At 70.0% G+C, this 14,880-nt stretch carries 16 protein-coding genes; 10 read left to right on the top strand and 6 right to left on the bottom strand.

What is annotated here, in order from left to right; all coding sequences use genetic code 11:
• The first annotated feature begins 66 nt into the window (after positions 1-66).
• The 6 genes from paaZ to EXE58_RS13825 all read left to right on the top strand — a co-directional run bounded on the left by paaZ (position 67) and on the right by EXE58_RS13825 (position 5,954).
• Entirely contained in the window at positions 67-2,097 is a 2,031-nt protein-coding gene (gene paaZ / locus EXE58_RS13850) for a phenylacetic acid degradation bifunctional protein PaaZ (RefSeq protein WP_135268427.1), read from the top strand.
• Between the two features lie 182 nt (positions 2,098-2,279).
• Complete coding sequence (locus EXE58_RS13845; RefSeq protein WP_135268426.1) at positions 2,280-2,951, top strand: DUF6801 domain-containing protein; 672 nt, start codon at positions 2,280-2,282, stop codon at positions 2,949-2,951.
• 281 nt (positions 2,952-3,232) lie between these two features.
• A complete protein-coding gene (locus EXE58_RS13840) occupies positions 3,233-3,856 on the top strand; it encodes a PAS and ANTAR domain-containing protein (protein ID WP_167288896.1) in 624 nt (207 codons plus the stop codon).
• Positions 3,857-3,972: 116 nt separating this feature from the next.
• On the top strand, positions 3,973-4,530 hold the full coding sequence (locus EXE58_RS13835; protein WP_135268424.1) for a hemerythrin domain-containing protein: 558 nt from the start codon (positions 3,973-3,975) through the stop codon (positions 4,528-4,530).
• Between the two features lie 198 nt (positions 4,531-4,728).
• Complete coding sequence (locus EXE58_RS13830; protein WP_135268423.1) at positions 4,729-5,610, top strand: SigB/SigF/SigG family RNA polymerase sigma factor; 882 nt, start codon at positions 4,729-4,731, stop codon at positions 5,608-5,610.
• A gap of 71 nt (positions 5,611-5,681) precedes the next feature.
• A complete protein-coding gene (locus tag EXE58_RS13825; RefSeq protein WP_135268422.1) occupies positions 5,682-5,954 on the top strand; it encodes a DUF7218 family protein in 273 nt (90 codons plus the stop codon).
• Between the two features lie 20 nt (positions 5,955-5,974).
• Here EXE58_RS13825 and EXE58_RS13820 read toward each other — a convergent pair whose 3' ends face one another.
• Positions 5,975-6,925, bottom strand: coding sequence for a TIGR03557 family F420-dependent LLM class oxidoreductase (locus tag EXE58_RS13820; RefSeq protein ID WP_135268421.1), 951 nt, complete (start codon positions 6,923-6,925; stop codon positions 5,975-5,977).
• Positions 6,926-6,936: 11 nt separating this feature from the next.
• Complete coding sequence (locus tag EXE58_RS13815; RefSeq protein WP_135268420.1) at positions 6,937-7,548, bottom strand: flavodoxin family protein; 612 nt, start codon at positions 7,546-7,548, stop codon at positions 6,937-6,939.
• On the opposite strand from EXE58_RS13815, the gene EXE58_RS13810 reads away from it, so the two are divergent.
• Genes EXE58_RS13810 through EXE58_RS13800 form a run of 3 tightly spaced genes read left to right on the top strand, consistent with a single transcriptional unit; the run spans position 7,547 to position 9,400 of the window.
• The gene (locus EXE58_RS13810; protein WP_135268419.1) at positions 7,547-8,212 is read left to right on the top strand and encodes a cysteine hydrolase family protein; all 666 of its coding nucleotides are present in this window, start codon (positions 7,547-7,549) and stop codon (positions 8,210-8,212) included. The two genes, EXE58_RS13815 and EXE58_RS13810, sit on opposite strands and share 2 nt — an antisense overlap.
• Before the next feature lie 10 nt (positions 8,213-8,222).
• Positions 8,223-9,176 carry an iron-containing redox enzyme family protein gene (locus EXE58_RS13805; RefSeq protein WP_135268418.1) on the top strand — a complete coding sequence of 318 codons (954 nt, stop codon included), beginning with the start codon at positions 8,223-8,225 and terminating at the stop codon, positions 9,174-9,176.
• On the top strand, positions 9,173-9,400 hold the full coding sequence (locus EXE58_RS13800) for a CDGSH iron-sulfur domain-containing protein (RefSeq protein ID WP_135268417.1): 228 nt from the start codon (positions 9,173-9,175) through the stop codon (positions 9,398-9,400). The genes EXE58_RS13805 and EXE58_RS13800 overlap by 4 nt, the downstream gene beginning before the upstream one ends.
• A 3-nt stretch (positions 9,401-9,403) precedes the next feature.
• Here the strand turns inward: EXE58_RS13800 and EXE58_RS13795 are convergent, their stop codons facing one another.
• On the bottom strand, positions 9,404-10,894 hold the full coding sequence (locus tag EXE58_RS13795; RefSeq protein ID WP_135268416.1) for an FAD-dependent oxidoreductase: 1,491 nt from the start codon (positions 10,892-10,894) through the stop codon (positions 9,404-9,406).
• Between the two features lie 45 nt (positions 10,895-10,939).
• Entirely contained in the window at positions 10,940-11,965 is a 1,026-nt protein-coding gene (locus EXE58_RS13790; protein ID WP_135268415.1) for an LLM class flavin-dependent oxidoreductase, read from the bottom strand.
• Between the two features lie 115 nt (positions 11,966-12,080).
• On the opposite strand from EXE58_RS13790, the gene galK reads away from it, so the two are divergent.
• On the top strand, positions 12,081-13,307 hold the full coding sequence (gene galK / locus EXE58_RS13785; protein WP_135268414.1) for a galactokinase: 1,227 nt from the start codon (positions 12,081-12,083) through the stop codon (positions 13,305-13,307).
• On the opposite strand, the gene EXE58_RS13780 is transcribed toward galK, so the two are convergent.
• Both EXE58_RS13780 and EXE58_RS13775 read right to left on the bottom strand, forming a co-directional pair.
• Complete coding sequence (locus EXE58_RS13780; RefSeq protein WP_167288892.1) at positions 13,285-13,704, bottom strand: CBS domain-containing protein; 420 nt, start codon at positions 13,702-13,704, stop codon at positions 13,285-13,287. The genes galK and EXE58_RS13780 overlap by 23 nt on opposite strands.
• 77 nt (positions 13,705-13,781) lie before the next feature.
• A complete protein-coding gene (locus EXE58_RS13775) occupies positions 13,782-14,813 on the bottom strand; it encodes a TerC family protein (protein ID WP_135268412.1) in 1,032 nt (343 codons plus the stop codon).
• Positions 14,814-14,880 lie beyond the last annotated feature (67 nt).

Genomic DNA, 14,880 nt, shown 5'->3' with positions numbered 1-14,880 from the left:
TTAGTGTGGCACGCGTCACGCAGCCGTGCAATCGAGCCCGCCTGCCCCGACTGCGAAGGGACCGCCGTGAGTCGACTGCTCGAGAGCTACGTCGCCGGGAGCTGGCGCACGCCGACCGGCGAGGGCGACCCCCTGCTGGACGCCACGACAGGCGAGGAGGTCGCGCGCGTCTCCAGCAGCGGCCTCGACCTCGCCTCGATGGTGGACCACGCCCGCACCGTGGGTGGGCCGGCGGTCCGGGAGCTCAACTTCCACGAGCGGGCCCTGCTGCTCAAGGACGTCGGCACCCACCTCAGCGGCCTGAAGGAGGAGCTCTACGAGCTGTCCACGCGCACCGGCGCCACTCGCCGTGACTCGATGGTCGACATCGACGGCGGCTTCGGCACGCTGTTCTCCTTCTCCTCCAAGGCACGGCGCGAGCTGCCGTACGACACCGTGGTGTGCGACGGGGAGCTCGAGCAGCTCGGCCGCTCCGGCTCCTTCGTGGGCCAGCACGTCTACACCTCGCGACCCGGCGTCGCCGTCCAGATCAACGCGTTCAACTTCCCCGTGTGGGGCATGCTCGAGAAGCTGGCCCCCGCGTTCCTGGCCGGCCTGCCCACGATCGTCAAGCCGGCCAGCCAGACCGCCTACCTCACCGAGCTGGTGGTACGACGCATCATCGAGGCCGGGATCCTGCCGGAGGGGTCGCTGCAGCTGCTGTGCGGCTCCGCCGGGACCCTCCTGGACCACCTCGGCGTCCAGGACTCCGTCGCGTTCACCGGCTCCGCCCACACCGCGGGCATCCTGCGACAGCACCCCTCCATCGTGCACGGCGGCGCCACCCTCCAGGTCGAGGCGGACTCCCTCAACTGCTCGGCGCTCGGGCCCGACGTCACCCCCGACCAGCCCGAGTGGGACCTGTTCCTCAAGGGCGTGGTGACCGAGATGACCGTCAAGGCGGGGCAGAAGTGCACGGCGATCCGCCGGGTCATCGTGCCCGACGCCGTCGCCGACCAGGTGGTCGACGACCTCGCCGAACGGCTCTCCCGGATCACGGTCGGCAACCCTGCGGACGAGTCGGTCCGGATGGGCGCACTGGCGTCACTCGCCCAGCGCGAGGAGGTCCGCAAGGCGGTGGAGGCGCTGCGCGCGTCGTGCGACGTCGTCCACGGACATCCCACCGAGGTGTCGCCGGTCGACGCCGATGCCGAGCGCGGAGCCTTCATGTCACCGGTCCTGCTGCGGGCTCGTCAGGGCGCGGTCGAGCCGCACGACGTCGAGCCGTTCGGCCCGGTCTCGACGGTGATGTCGTACTCCACGGTCGACGAGGCCGTCGCGATGGCGGCCCGCGGGCGGGGCTCCCTCGTCGGGTCTGTCGTGACCCACGACCCCGAGGTCGCCCGGTCGCTCGTGCTCGGGCTGGCCCCATGGCACGGGCGCATCCTCGTGCTCGACCGCGACGACGCCGCCGAGTCCACCGGCCACGGCTCCCCCCTCCCGATGCTCGTGCACGGCGGGCCGGGCCGGGCGGGCGGTGGCGAGGAGCTCGGCGGCGTGCGAGGGGTGCTGCACCACATGCAGCGCTCGGCCATTCAGGCCTCCCCCGACATGCTGACCGCGATCACCGGGCGCTGGACCCGCGGCTCGGCGCGTACGACGACGCCTGAGCACCCGTTCCGCCACTCGCTGTCGACGCTGCGGGTTGGAGACACGATCGTCTCCGAGTCGCGTGTGGTCTCGCGCGCGGACATCGAGCACTTCGCGGACTTCACCGGGGACACGTTCTACGCCCACACCGATCCCGACGCGGCGGCGGCGAACCCCCTCTTCGGCGGAATCGTGGCGCACGGCTACCTGGTCGTCTCGCTGGCCGCCGGCCTGTTCGTCGACCCTGACCCCGGACCCGTGCTGGCGAACTTCGGCGTGGACAACCTGCGCTTCCTCACGCCCGTCAGGGCGGGGGACTCGATCGCCGTGACGCTCACGGTGAAGCAGGTCACGCCGCGTGCGTCGGCCGACTACGGAGAGGTGCGCTGGGACGCTCTCGTGGTCAATGCCGAGGACGAGCCGGTGGCCACCTATGACGTGTTGACCCTGGTGGCGAAGGACGCGTGAGGGAAAACAGATAACGAAACGGTAAAGATTGTCTCGGATGACGGACTTGGGGTTACTCAGCGGTTGACCTACCCACCAGTATGAGGCGCATCACGCAGGGCTCCGACTGATCGGACGGTCGGCCGCTTCCCTGCTCGTGCAACAACCTAGAGGGAGATCGCAATATGTTTGAGAACACCAACGTGTCTCGACGGGCGGTGACCAAGACCGCCGCCTGGGGCGTGCCGGCCGTCGCCGTCGTGTCCGCGGCGCCCGCATTCGCGACGTCACATGAGCAGACCATCACGCGCAACCTGACCTACCGGGTCTTCGCGGGTCTCAACAAGGTGGCCACCGCGGCCCTGATCCCGGCGCAGACGGCCCCGCCGTACACCACCCCCGCCGGGTGGCTGAACCAGGACATCTGGGACGTCGTGGTGACCACGACCATCCCGACCCACGTCGCCCCCAACACCAGCGTGCCGGCGCCTCCGCTGTCGGTGCAGGTGACGACCTCGCTCGCAGCCGCCGAGACGCTGATCACCTTCGGCGTGTCCCACGTCCAGGGCGACAGCACGCCGTTCTACAACATCGCGGGCTCGGTCGTGAACCCTGGCCAGCGCCAGGCAGTCCTCACCGTGCCGCGCACCGCCGCTCCCCCGCCGGACGCGATCGCCCCGATCGTCACGGTCGCCGCCGGCAACGCCCAGGCGGAGACCTCGACGACCGCCGGTCAGATCAGCCAGGAGGTGGCCAACAACTTCCTGGCCAACCTGACGACCGAGGGCTCTGCCTTCATCACGGCGATCGGCCTCATCGGCGCCCAGGAGCCGGCCGGCCAGGACCGCAGCTTCGGCACCATCGAAGTCGGCTGACCTGATCCACCTTCTCGACCCCGGTCGGCGCGCTGCGCCGGCCGGGGTCGAGTCTATTTCGGGCTCCCGGGTGTAGACCGGTGAACTCGGGGTACGACCCCGGAGCGGGAGTGATCGCCGCGGACGTCACTCGCCGAAGGCCCCCGGGGTCCAGAACACCGCCCCGGGGGCCGCGCGGCGCCTTCGCCATGCACCTTTTCGGCTCACCTGGGACTAAACTCCTCCATGGTCGGCGACGTCACGCCAGCCCGCGACGTGATCTGGCCATCGAGAGGGCAAAGGTGACAACTTTCGACGGCAGGCTCCCCGCGGGGTCGAACACGGGCCGGTTCTGCTACGACGCCGACACCGACACCTGGGAGTGGGACGACAAGGTCTACGCCATCCACGGGCTCGAGCCCGGCTCGGTCACCCCGACCTTCGATCTGATCCTCCGAAGCAAGCACCCCGACGACCGTGAGCGTGTCCGCATGCTGCTCAAGGAGGTCCTGCAGACCTCGATGTCGTGCAGCCTCACCTACCGCCTCGTGCGAGAGGACGGCAGCGAGCGACGCGTCGTGCTGGTGGGAGAGAGCACGGTCGCGGACTCGGGCACCACGTTCGAAGGCTTCTACCTCGACCTGACCCCGGAGTTCGAGGAGGAGACCGAGGACGCCACCCGCGTCGCCTTCGAGTCCCTCGAGCAACGAGCGGTCATCGAGCAGGCCAAGGGGATCCTGATGCTCGTCTACGGCATCGACGAGCGGGCGGCGTTCGCCATGCTTCGCTGGTGGTCGCGCAACCGCAACACCAAGGTGCGCGAGCTGGCCCAGCGCCTCGTCACGACCGTCGCCGAGGGCCAGATCGTGCAGGTCGACGCCAAGACCTCCGTCGACGCGTTGCTGCACGACATCACCACCGACTAGAGGCGCCACGCCGCGCTCCTTCTCACTGGACAGGGGTGGACCCCGTGTCCACGGGTACACCCCTCCTCGCGGCTGTACAGCCGGCACCGAGTCCGCAGAACACGAGGAGTGCACCGATGAGCCAAGACGTCGTCGACCTGATCATGTCCGACCACCGAGAGGTCGAGCGACTCTTCGAGACGCTCAAGTCCGACCCGGGCAGCCGTCCCGGCCTCACACCCGTCCTGACCACCTTGCTGACCGCGCACAGCCGCGCGGAGGAGTCCGACGTCTACCCCGCCGCCAGGGACGAGGCCGGGATCGCCGAGGACGTCAAGCACAGCCAGGAGGAGCACCTGCTGGCCGACCAGCTCCTCGCCGAGCTCGCCGACTGCGACCCGGCGTCGCCGGCCTACGACACCGCCCTGGCCAAGCTGGTCGACGCGGTGACCCACCACGTCGAGGAGGAGGAGTCGACCGTCCTGCCGGGGATGCGCAAGGGCCTGAGCACCGAGCGGCGCGCCGAGCTCGGACAGGCGTTCCTCGACAGCCGGGCCGAGCACCTGGGCGAGCAGCCCGACGACATCACCCGGGACCAGCTGGCCCAGCAGGCGCGCAATATCGACGTCCCGACCTCGGGCAAGAGCAAGGACGAGCTCGCCAAGGAGCTCAGCGAGCACGCGGAGGACGAGTGACGGCGGTGCCCTGAGCAGGCGACCGACTGGTGTGCGAGGGCGGGCGATCCGCCCTCGCACACGTGCTTCCGGCGAGGACGGATCGGCGTACCTCGGAAATCACCCGCTTGCATTTGGATTGGACTAGGTCCAAGGTGGGTAAGAGATTGCCCGTGGCCCAACCCCCTGCCACACCGCCGAGACCCTCTGAGGAGCGTCATGGCAGGCACAGTTCTCCAACACAAGAAGACTCAGCACAAGAGCACCATCCCGGCCCCCAAGAGCCTTTCTGGCTCCACGTCGCAGTCTGCGCAGAGCCGGAGCCTGAGGATCGAGCAGACGACCGAGCTGCTGCAGCGGGCGCAGGAGGCCTCTGGCGAGGAACGTCAGGCGATCCTGAACCAGGCCGTGGAGATGAACCTCCCGGTGGCCAGGTCCATCGCTCGCCGCTTCAGCAACCGGGGCGAACCCCTGGATGACCTCGAGCAGGTCGCGTTCGTCGGCCTCACGAAGGCCGTCCGGGGCTTCGACCCGGCGCGCGGCGGGGACTTCCTGTCCTACGCCGTGCCGTCGATCGTCGGCGAGGTCAAGCGCTACTTCCGCGACTCCGCATGGGCGGTTCGACCGCCCCGGCGAATCCAGGAGCTGCAGGGCGAGATCACGCCTGCGGTCCAGGACCTCTCCCAGCGGCTCGGGCGCTCACCCAACGCCACCGAGATCGCCGACCTCCTCGGCCGTGACGTCGAGGACGTCATCGAGGCGCTCGGCTGCGCCGGGTGCTTCAACCCGTCCTCGCTGGACGACTCCGGCCCGGGTGAGGACGGCTTCCGCCTCGCCGACCAGCTCGGCGAGGAGGAGCGAGGGTTCGCGCAGGCCGAGGCGCTCGAGATGGTCGCCCGCGCATGCACGGTGCTCTCGCCGCGGGAGAAGCGCATCCTCTACCTGCGCTTCATCAAGGAGCGCACTCAGCAGCAGATCGGCGCCGAGCTCGGGGTCACGCAGACCCAGGTCTCACGACTCCTGGCCCAGATCCTGCAGCGACTTCGCGAGGAGCTGGACCCGGCCTCCGAGGCCGCGGCCGGGTTCTCGCTCGCCAGCTGATCCGCATGAATGAGCTCGGACCGGGGCACTGCCCCGGTCCGAGCTGCATGTGAGAGACAGGAGGAGAGCTCATGCCGGAGAAGAAGACGCCGGGACCCAGCATCAAGGACCCGGAGATGTACGAAGCGCTGCGCGAAGACGGCGCCAGCAAGGAGAAGGCCGCGCGGATCTCCAACGCTGCTGCCGGGTCGTCCCGCTCGGAGGTGGGCGAGAAGGGCGGCGAGGCCGGCTCCTACGACGACTGGAGCGTCGACGACCTCCGGAGCCGCGCGCGCGAGCTCGACATCGAGGGTCGGTCCTCGATGGACAAGCAGGAGCTCATCGACGCCCTGCGCAACCACTGACACGTGCCGGCGCTGCGGGCTCAACCCCGCAGTGCCGGGAGCACGTCCCGGCCGTAGGCCGCGATCATGTCCGCGTAGTGGGGGCCCATGTTGGCGACGTAGACCTCGTCGAAGCCCGCCTCGACGAACGTCCGCAGGTGCGCCAGGTGACGATCCACGTCGCTCCCGCACGTGATGCTGGAGCGGGTCTGCTCCTTGGTCACCAGCTCGGATGCCTGCTCGAAGTGGCGAGGGGAGGGCAGCACCTGCGACAGCTCGCCCGGCAGCCCGCTGTTGGCCCAGAGACGGTGGGCGATCTCGACGCCCTCGTCCTCCGTGTCCGCCCAGGAGACCTTCGTGCCGACCTGGGCGGGCTTGCCGCCGGAGCCGTCCTTGAACCGGCCCAACAGCTCGGTGTCGGCCGAGGTGGTGATGTAGCCGTCGCCCACGCGTGCGGCGAAGTCGGTGGCCTGCGGCCCGAAGCCGGAGACGTAGACCGGCGGGGGCTCGTCGGGCAGTGTGTAGATCCGGGCCGTGTCGGCGGTGTAGTGGCGCCCGCGGTGGTTGACGAACCCTCCCTTCCACAGCTCGCGCATCAGCTCGATCGCCTCCTCGAGCATCTCCAGGCGCACGTCGTGCGTGGGCCACGCGTCTCCCAGGACGTGCTCGTTGAGGGCCTCGCCCGTCCCGACGCCGAGGATGAACCTGCCCGGGAGCATCACGGCGCTGGTGGCGGCGGCCTGGGCGATGATCACCGGGTCGATGCGCATGGTCGGGCAGGTGACCGCCGTGGTGACTGGCAGTGAGCAGGCTCGGGAGAGCGCACCGATCAGCGACCAGACGAACGGGCTCTGGCCCTGCTGGTCGTTCCAGGGATGGAAGTGGTCGCTGATCCAGAGGGCCTCGAAGCCCGCATCCTCGGCCATCACGGCCTGCTCGACCAGCTCGGCGGGGGTGTACTCCTCGGTGGACAGGAAGTAGCCGAATCGCATCGCAGTGCTCCTCACTCGGCCGCGGGGTACTGCGCGTCGCGCAGCAGCCGGGCCAGGTGTGCCAGGTGGGCGGCCATCGTGCGCGTGGTGCCCGCGGTCTCCTCGGGCGTGGGTTGCTTGTCCTTGTAGTCCTCCTTGTGCATCGCCTCCCCGACCCAGTAGGTGGAGGCGCTGGCCGGGAGGGAGAAACCCACGTCGTTGAGCGCCTGGCACAGCTCCGCGGTCACGTGGTGGGCACCGTCCTCGTTGCCCACGACGCCGATGCCGGCGACCTTGCCGTAGGTCAGCATCCGTCCCTGGTCGTCGGTCTCGGAGAGCTCGGCGTCCAGCCGTTCGAGCACCATCTTGCAGACTGCGGACGGCTGGCCCAGCCAGATCGGTGTCACCACCACGAGGATCTCGGCATCGAGCATCGCCCGACGCAGCGTCGGCCAGGCGTCCCCATCGCCCTCGTCCACGCTGACGCCGAACCGGACGTCGTGGTCGACCACCCGTTCGACGGTGCCGGTCACGCCGTGGCGCTCGAGCGCCTGCAGCACCTGCGAGGCGAGAAGCTCAGAGCTCGACTCGGCCGGTGACTTCTTCAGCGTGCAGTTCAGGACCAGTGCGGAGAGATCGTCCATGCGGCAGGGGTACCCGGGACACGTTGCCGCATGCGCGAGCCGGCCCGGGCAGCGTGACACGAGACACGTCTACTCCGCCCGCGCGCTGGGTACCTGCTGCGCTGTGCACGCCCTGATCCTCGTCGACATGCAACGCGACTTCTTCAACGCCGAACCACTCCGAACGCAGGCGGCGCCGATGGTCCAGCGCGCGAACGAGCTCGTCCGCCGGGCCGCCGAGGTCGATGCCCCGGTGGTCCTCGTGCGCACGCTCCACTCCCCCGACGGCGCGACGTGGGCCCTCAACATGAGCGAGGACGGTCAGGGCGTGGCCATCGCCGGCACCGAGGGAGCCGAGCTCCTCGAGGGCCTGTCCTCCTCCGACGCGATCGAGGTGCACAAGACCAGGGACAGTGCCTTCGTCGGCACCGACCTGGAGGCGACCCTGCGATGCCTCGGAGTCGACCGTCTCGTCCTCGGTGGCGTCTCGACCGAGGCCTGCGTCGCCATGACGGCAGCAGACGCCTATGCGCGAGACTTCCGTGTGGTCATCGCCGGCGACGTCGTGGCCTCCGCGCAGCGCGACGCCCACCGGGCCGCGCTCGACTGGTTGGAGTCGCAGTACCGCCAACCGACGCGCAGCAACGACCAGATCGAGTTCGCCCCGTCCCACGTTCCAGGCTGAGGAGGCCAAGATGTTCCTGCCCAAGGCTCGCGGCGACGTGAGCGAGCTCCTCTTCGAAGCGCTGCACACCCCACCGCGTTCCTGGCCCCGGCTCGCCGACCGTGAGCCCACCGCCGACGACGACCTGCACATCGCCCTGTGGGCGATGTACGAGCTCCACTACCAGGGGTTCGAGGACGTCGAGGAGGAGCTGGAGTGGGAGCCGGAGGTGCTGGCGCTGCGACGCTCCCTCGAGCGCCGCTTCGAGGCCGAGCTGCGGCAGCGGTTCGCAGAGCACGGGACTCCCACCGCGGACGGTCCGTTCGCCGATGCGCTGTTCGCCTTCGTCGAGGGCCACGACGGTCCGTCGCTGGCGGCCCACGTCCAGCGGGAGGCGGACCGGGAGCAGGTCCTGGAGCTCCTGCGACACCGTTCGATCTACCACCTCAAGGAGGCTGACCCGACCACGTGGGTGGTCCCCCGTCTGCCCGTAAGGGCCAAGGCGGCGCTGATGGAGCTGCAGTACGACGAGTACGGCGGCGGCAACCCGCGGCGGCTCCACTCCCACCTGTTCGCCCGAGGCCTGGAGGCCTGTGGGCTGCGGGCCGACTACGGCGCCTACATCGACGACGTACCGCTGGAGGTCCTCGAGCAGAACAACGCGATGTCGCTGTTCGGGCTGCACCGCCGGCTGCGCGGCGCAGCGCTCGGACACCTGGCGGCCTTCGAGGCGACCAGCTCACTGCCCTCGCGCAAGCTGGCGCAGGGCCTCTCGCGCCTCGAGCTCGAGCCGGAGCTGATCGCCTACTACGAGGAGCACGTCGAGGCGGACGCTGTGCACGAGCAGCTGGCCGTGCGCACCATCTGCGGGACGCTTGTCGAGGACGAGCCCCGGCTGGTCCCTGACGCCTTCTTCGGCGCATTCACCTGCCTAGACCTCGAGGACCGTTTCGCGAACCGAATGTTGGCGGAGTGGCGCGCATGAACGCAGAGCCCGTGAGTGCCGAGGCCGACATCGAGCACCCCGACGTGATCCTGTGCCCCGGTGGGCCGATGCTCCTGCGTGGCGACCACCTCGTCCAGGACGCCGACGGCAGCACCCACCGGACCGAACGGCCGGTCAGCGCCGTGTGCCGGTGCGGCAAGTCCTCCCGGCCGCCGTGGTGCGACGGCACCCACAAGGTCATCCCGGACCGGGACAAGCCCTAGCCGTCATTCGTCCTCGGCCGGCCGCAGCGGCGTGGTCGCCGGCCCCTCCAGCACGGTCCCGTCGGGGGCGAACCGGGACCCGTGCAGGGGGCAGTCCCAGGACTTCTCCGCGTCGTTCCACTGCACCGTGCCACCGAGGTGAGTGCAGGCGGCACTGAGGGCGCACGTCACGCCTTCCACCGTGGACACCGCCGTCCTCGAGACGCCTCGCGAGCGGCCGACGTACCCCTCGCCCTCGGCAGGCACGCGCTCGACGCTGCGGGCCTCCGCATCGATGAAGGTGCTCACTCCCGCCACCCCGACACCGGCGTTCAGGGACGCGATCTGGAGCGCACCGGAGGGGCGGGTGATCCGGCGGCTCATCGTCCTCGCCCACGACGGGGGCTCGCCCAGGATGCGCGCGGACACCGAGCGCGCCGCCGCCACGGCGTTCGTCATTCCCCACTTGTCGAAGCCGGTCGCGAGGAAGATGTTGCCGCCGCCCCGCGGCAGCTCGCCCACGTAGGGGATGCCGTCGTGCGACTTGTAGTCCTGGGCCGACCAGGCGTGGCTCTCGCGGGCCCCGGGGAAGTGCTGCTCGGTCCAGCTGCGCAGCTCGTCGTAGTGCGCGATGGTCGACCCACCGCGGCCGACGACATGGCCGCTTCCTCCGATCAGCAGGCGTCTCGACCCATCGGCACCGACAGCCTCACGGACCGACCGTGACGGCGATCCCGCGGAGAGGTACATGTCGATCGAGTCGCCCGGGAGGTCGAAGGCCAGTGCGTAGGACCGCAGCGGCTCGAGCTTGGCGAAGTAGAGGCCCCGGTCGAGGATCGGCGTACCGGTCGCGAGCATGACGGTCTCGGCGTTGACACGGGTGCCGTCCTCGAGCTGGGCCTGGGGGCGGCCGGTCCGGGAGACGTCGACGACCCGAGAGCCCTCGTGGAGGGTGCCACCGTGCTCGCGGAGCGACGCGACCAAGGCTGCCAGGACGTCCATCGGGTCGAACTGGGCCTGCGCGGCGAGGAGAGTGCCGCCCACGTGAGGGAACGGGACGTCGAAGCTCTCGACCCAGGCCACGTCGAGGCCGAGGCTGCGCGCCGCATCGTGCTCGCCCCGGGCGGCACGCAGGTGCTCCGACGTGGCCGCATAGGTGATGGCATCGCGACGCTGGACCGGAACTTCGTGCTCCTCGCAGAACCGCAGGAGCCACTCCATGCCCTCCCGGTTGGCCTCGACGTAGGCCTGTGCCACCTGCTGTGACTGGCGCTCCAGGATCTGCGAGTACCTGGTGCCTTGAAGGAGGGAGAGCTTCGCCGTCGTGTTGCCGGTCGTCCCCGCGCCGACGTACCGCGCCTCCACGACCGCGACCCGGCGGCCGGCGCGGGCCAGGAGGAGCGCGGTCGTGAGTCCTGTCAGGCCCGCGCCGACGACCAGGTCGTCGACGTCGTGGTCATGAGGGAGCGGGTCGCTCCCGAGCGTCGCTGAACCGTCGAGCCACAGGGAGGTCATGTGCCTTGTGTGCCCGGTGGTGCCCGGATCATGCGGCTTTCGGTGTCACCGCCAGCCGAGAGCAGGGGCGACGTCGGTGAGGACGGACTCGAGGATGTGCGCGTTGTAGTCGACGCCCAGCTGGTTGGGGACGGTGAGGAGCAGTGTGTCGGCCGCCGCGATCGCCTCGTCGTCGGCGAGCTGCTCCACGAGCCGGTCGGGCTCAGCGGCGTAGGTGCGGCCGAAGACCGCGCGGAGGTTGGCCTCGATGTTGCCGAACTGGTCCGAGCTCGACCCCTCGTGCCCGAAGTAGGCGCGGTCCTGGTCGGTGGTGATCGGCATGATCGACCGGCTCACCGAGACCCGCGGCTCGACCTCGTGCCCGGCTGCTGCCCAGGCGTCGCGGAAGACCTCGATCTGCTTGCGCTGCTGGACGTGGAACGGCTCGCCCGTCTCGTCGGCCTTCAGCGTCGAGCTCATCAGGTGCATGCCCTTCTCCGCGGCCCAACGCGCCGTCGCGTCCGAGGCAGCACCCCACCAGATGCGGTCGCGCAGGCCGGGCGAGTGCGGCTCGGGTCGCAGCAGGCCTGGAGGGTTAGGGAACATCGGCCGCGGGTTGGGCTGGGCGAAGCCCTTGCCGGTGAGGACCTCGAGCAGGACGTCGGTGTGCTGGCGCGCCATGTCGGAGGCGTCGGCACCCTCGGCCGGCTGGTAGCCGAAGTAGCGCCATCCGTCGATGACCTGCTCCGGTGATCCGCGGCTGATGCCCAGCTGCAGTCGCCCCCCCGCGATGAGGTCGGCCGCTCCGGCGTCCTCGGCCATGTAGAGCGGGTTCTCGTAGCGCATGTCGATCACGCCCGTGCCGATCTCGATGCGGCTGGTGCGCGCACCGATGGCGGCGAGGAGCGGGAACGGCGAGGCGAGCTGCTGGGCGAAGTGGTGCACGCGGAAGTAGGCGCCGTCAGCACCCAGCTCCTCGGCCGCCTCCGCCAGCTCGATCGACTGGAGCAGTGCGTCTGAGGCGGTGCGGACCTGGGAGTGCGGGGAGTCGGTCCAGTGCCCGAAGTTGAGGAACCCGATCTTCTTGGTCATGACTGGTTCAACGCTCAACGACGTACGACATTCCCGCCCGCGACTCGCCCACTCTGCAGCAGCACCTCGTGTGCTTGGCTCGGGCCATGCACACACCTCCCGAACCGGGCTCGGGATGAGCTTCCTCGATCCCGGCGACCCGGCCGACATTGCCGAGGGACTGGCCACGGCGTTCGTCGGGCGCCACCAGTGCACCCCCGATGCCGTGGCCGGTGCCCCGGGCCGGGTCAACCTGATCGGCGAGCACGTCGACTACAACGCCGGCCGGTGTCTGCCGGTCGCGCTCCCTCATGCGACCTACGCCGCCGTGCGGCTCCGCACCGACGATGTCGTCACCGTCGCAAGCCTCCAGCGCGAGGACGTGTGGACAGGTGCGTCGCGCGACCTCGGGCCCGGCGCGGCTCAGCACTGGTCGTCGTACGTCTCGGGCGTGGTGTGGACCCTTCGCGAGGACGGGCTCGACGTCCCGGGGCTCGACGTCCTCGTCGACGGCAGGGTGCCCATCGGTGCGGGCCTCTCGAGCTCGGCGGCGCTGGAGTGCTCGGTGGCGCTCGCGGTGTGCGCGGCACTGGGCGTCGACGCCGACCGCGACTTCCGGGCCGACAGGCTCGTGTCGGCGTGCATGCGCGCGGAGGCCGAGGTGGCCGGGGTGGCCACCGGCGGCATGGACCAGACGGTCTCGCTGCTCGCCGAGCGCGGGCACGCGCTGCTCATCGACTGCGTCGACGGATCGACGCAGCAGGTCCCGTGGAGCCCGGAGTCAGCCGGCCTGCGGCTCCTCGTGGTGGACACCCGGGTCATCCACGCCCTCGTGGACGGTGGCTACGAGGCCCGGCGCTCCTCGTGCGAGCAGGCGGCGACCATCCTCGGCGTCACCAGCCTGCGAGAGGTGGAGGACGTCCCCGCGGCACTGAGCCGGATCGCCGACCCCGTCGTACGACGCCGCGCCCGGCACGTCCTCACCGAGATGTCCCGGGTCGGCGACGCCTTGCTCGCTCTCGAGGCAGGCGACCACGAGTCCTTCGGCGTGGCCATGACCGGGTCGCACGAGTCCCTGCGTGACGACTTCGAGGTGTCGTGCCCCGAGCTGGACGCGGTGGTGGAGACCTCCCTCGAGCATGGTGCGCTCGGAGCCCGCATGACCGGGGGCGGCTTCGGCGGCTCCGCGATCGCGCTGCTCCCCCACGCCCTGGTCGCCGAGGTGGTCCAGGCTGTCCGTAGCCGCTTCCACCACCAGCGCTGGCCGGCGCCGGCCTTCGCGCTCGTGGAGGCGTCGGCGGGCGGACGGGTGCTGGACCCTCCGTCGGTGCGGCCGTCCCTCAGGAGTCCTGCTCGGCCTTGACGTACACCGCGAAGAGGTCGCGGATCGAGATGATCCCGGCGATCTCCTCCTCCTCGTCCACGACCGGGAGGTGTCGTACGCCGGCCTCCAGCATCACCAGGGCCGCATCACGCAGCGTCGTCGACGGCGTGACCGTGACAGGTTCGAGGCTCATCACGTCCCCGACCCTGACCCGGTCCAGCCGTTCGGAAGCAGCGTGCTGGACGACGTCACGCTCGGAGACGATCCCGACGATCCGCTCGTGCTCGATCACGGCCAGGGCGCCGACCTCGTCCTCGGCCAGCGAGGCCGCTGCCTCGGTGAGGGTGCTGTCCGCGGAGATGGTGGCGACAGGCCACACCATCTGGGTCGCGACCGTGTCGGACGGTCGGGCGGTGCGTGCGATGCGGGTGTACATCGTGGCCTCCCTGTGCTTGGTTCGGTGAGCCCAGCCTCTCCCCTGCGCCGGTCTGGCGGCAGGGTCGTTGGTCCCGTCTAGCCGGCAGGTGTCCTCACGTTCGTCGACCGGCGCCATACCGAGCTCGAGGTCGCGAGCTCGTCGGCGGTGGCGACCCGGAACGGCGGCTCTCCCGGCATCTCGAACGCACGGCGACCCTGCCCACGGGTGACGACCATGCTGGCGACCACCGAGACCGCAAGGATGAGCGAGACCACGCCGAGCGAGACCGCCGTCGGGATGTAGTAGACGTCGACCTTGAGGAGCATCTTGACGCCCACCCAGATGAGCACCAGCGCCAGGCCGATCTTCAGGTAGACGAACCGGTGGATCAGGTCGGCCAGCAGGAAGTACATGGCCCGCAGACCGAGGATCGCGAACGCGTTGGCGGTGAAGACCAGGAACGGCTCGCTCGTCACGGCGAAGATGGCCGGGATCGAGTCGACCGCGAAGATGATGTCGGTCACCTCCACCAGGACCAGGACCGCCAGCAGCGGGGTGGCGAGCACGACGCCGTTCTGGCGGACGAGGAGCCTCTGCCCGTGGTAGGCGTCCGTCATCGGGACCCAGCGCCGGAACAGCCTCAGGGCGCGGGAGCTCTCGGGGTCCAGGTGCTCGTTGCGCTGGCGGATCATCTTCCAGCCCGTGTAGAGCAGGAATCCTGCGAACAGGTAGATCACCCAGCTGAAGCTGGCGATCAGCACCGACCCCGCGGCGATGAAGGCACCGCGGAAGACCAGCGCCCCGAGCACGCCGAGGAAGAGCACCCGGTGCTGGTACTGCGGGGGAACTGCGAAGTAGGTGAAGATGATCGCCCAGACGAACACGTTGTCCACGGCCAGCGACTTCTCGATCAGGTAGCCGGCGAAGTACTGCTGGCCGAGGTCAGCGCCGTACTGCCACCACACCAGGGCGCCGAAACCGACACCGCAGGCGACCCAGAAGAGCGACCAGAGAGCCGCCTCGCGCACGCCGATCACGTGAGCGTGACGGTGGGCCAACAGATCGATCAGCAGCATCACCAGAACCGCGCCGAGCACCGCGATCCAGAGCCACAGGGGTGCATCCATGACGTCCTCCAGTCCATCGACTGGAGGTCTCGTCGGCCGCTGGGCCCTGGTGACCGGGTGCCGAACG

This window comes from Nocardioides seonyuensis, assembly GCF_004683965.1.
GTDB classification, from domain to species: domain Bacteria; phylum Actinomycetota; class Actinomycetes; order Propionibacteriales; family Nocardioidaceae; genus Nocardioides; species Nocardioides seonyuensis.
Note: the sequence above shows the minus strand (reverse complement) of the source record. Positions and strands in the feature narration are given on the sequence as shown.

Excerpts from the sequence above, each read along its gene's own strand:
- EXE58_RS13835 (WP_135268424.1), top strand. The coding sequence starts at position 3,973 with ATGAGCCAAGACGTCGTCGACCTGATCATGTCCGACCACCGAGAGGTC.
- EXE58_RS13830 (WP_135268423.1), top strand. The coding sequence starts at position 4,729 with ATGGCAGGCACAGTTCTCCAACACAAGAAGACTCAGCACAAGAGCACC.
- EXE58_RS13825 (WP_135268422.1), top strand. The coding sequence starts at position 5,682 with ATGCCGGAGAAGAAGACGCCGGGACCCAGCATCAAGGACCCGGAGATG.
- EXE58_RS13820 (WP_135268421.1), bottom strand. The coding sequence starts at position 6,925 with ATGCGATTCGGCTACTTCCTGTCCACCGAGGAGTACACCCCCGCCGAG.
- EXE58_RS13810 (WP_135268419.1), top strand. The coding sequence starts at position 7,547 with ATGCGGCAGGGGTACCCGGGACACGTTGCCGCATGCGCGAGCCGGCCC.
- EXE58_RS13815 (WP_135268420.1), bottom strand. The coding sequence starts at position 7,548 with ATGGACGATCTCTCCGCACTGGTCCTGAACTGCACGCTGAAGAAGTCA.
- EXE58_RS13805 (WP_135268418.1), top strand. The coding sequence starts at position 8,223 with ATGTTCCTGCCCAAGGCTCGCGGCGACGTGAGCGAGCTCCTCTTCGAA.
- EXE58_RS13800 (WP_135268417.1), top strand. The coding sequence starts at position 9,173 with ATGAACGCAGAGCCCGTGAGTGCCGAGGCCGACATCGAGCACCCCGAC.
- EXE58_RS13795 (WP_135268416.1), bottom strand. The coding sequence starts at position 10,894 with ATGACCTCCCTGTGGCTCGACGGTTCAGCGACGCTCGGGAGCGACCCG.
- EXE58_RS13790 (WP_135268415.1), bottom strand. The coding sequence starts at position 11,965 with ATGACCAAGAAGATCGGGTTCCTCAACTTCGGGCACTGGACCGACTCC.
- galK (WP_135268414.1), top strand. The coding sequence starts at position 12,081 with ATGAGCTTCCTCGATCCCGGCGACCCGGCCGACATTGCCGAGGGACTG.
- EXE58_RS13780 (WP_167288892.1), bottom strand. The coding sequence starts at position 13,704 with ATGTACACCCGCATCGCACGCACCGCCCGACCGTCCGACACGGTCGCG.
- EXE58_RS13775 (WP_135268412.1), bottom strand. The coding sequence starts at position 14,813 with ATGGATGCACCCCTGTGGCTCTGGATCGCGGTGCTCGGCGCGGTTCTG.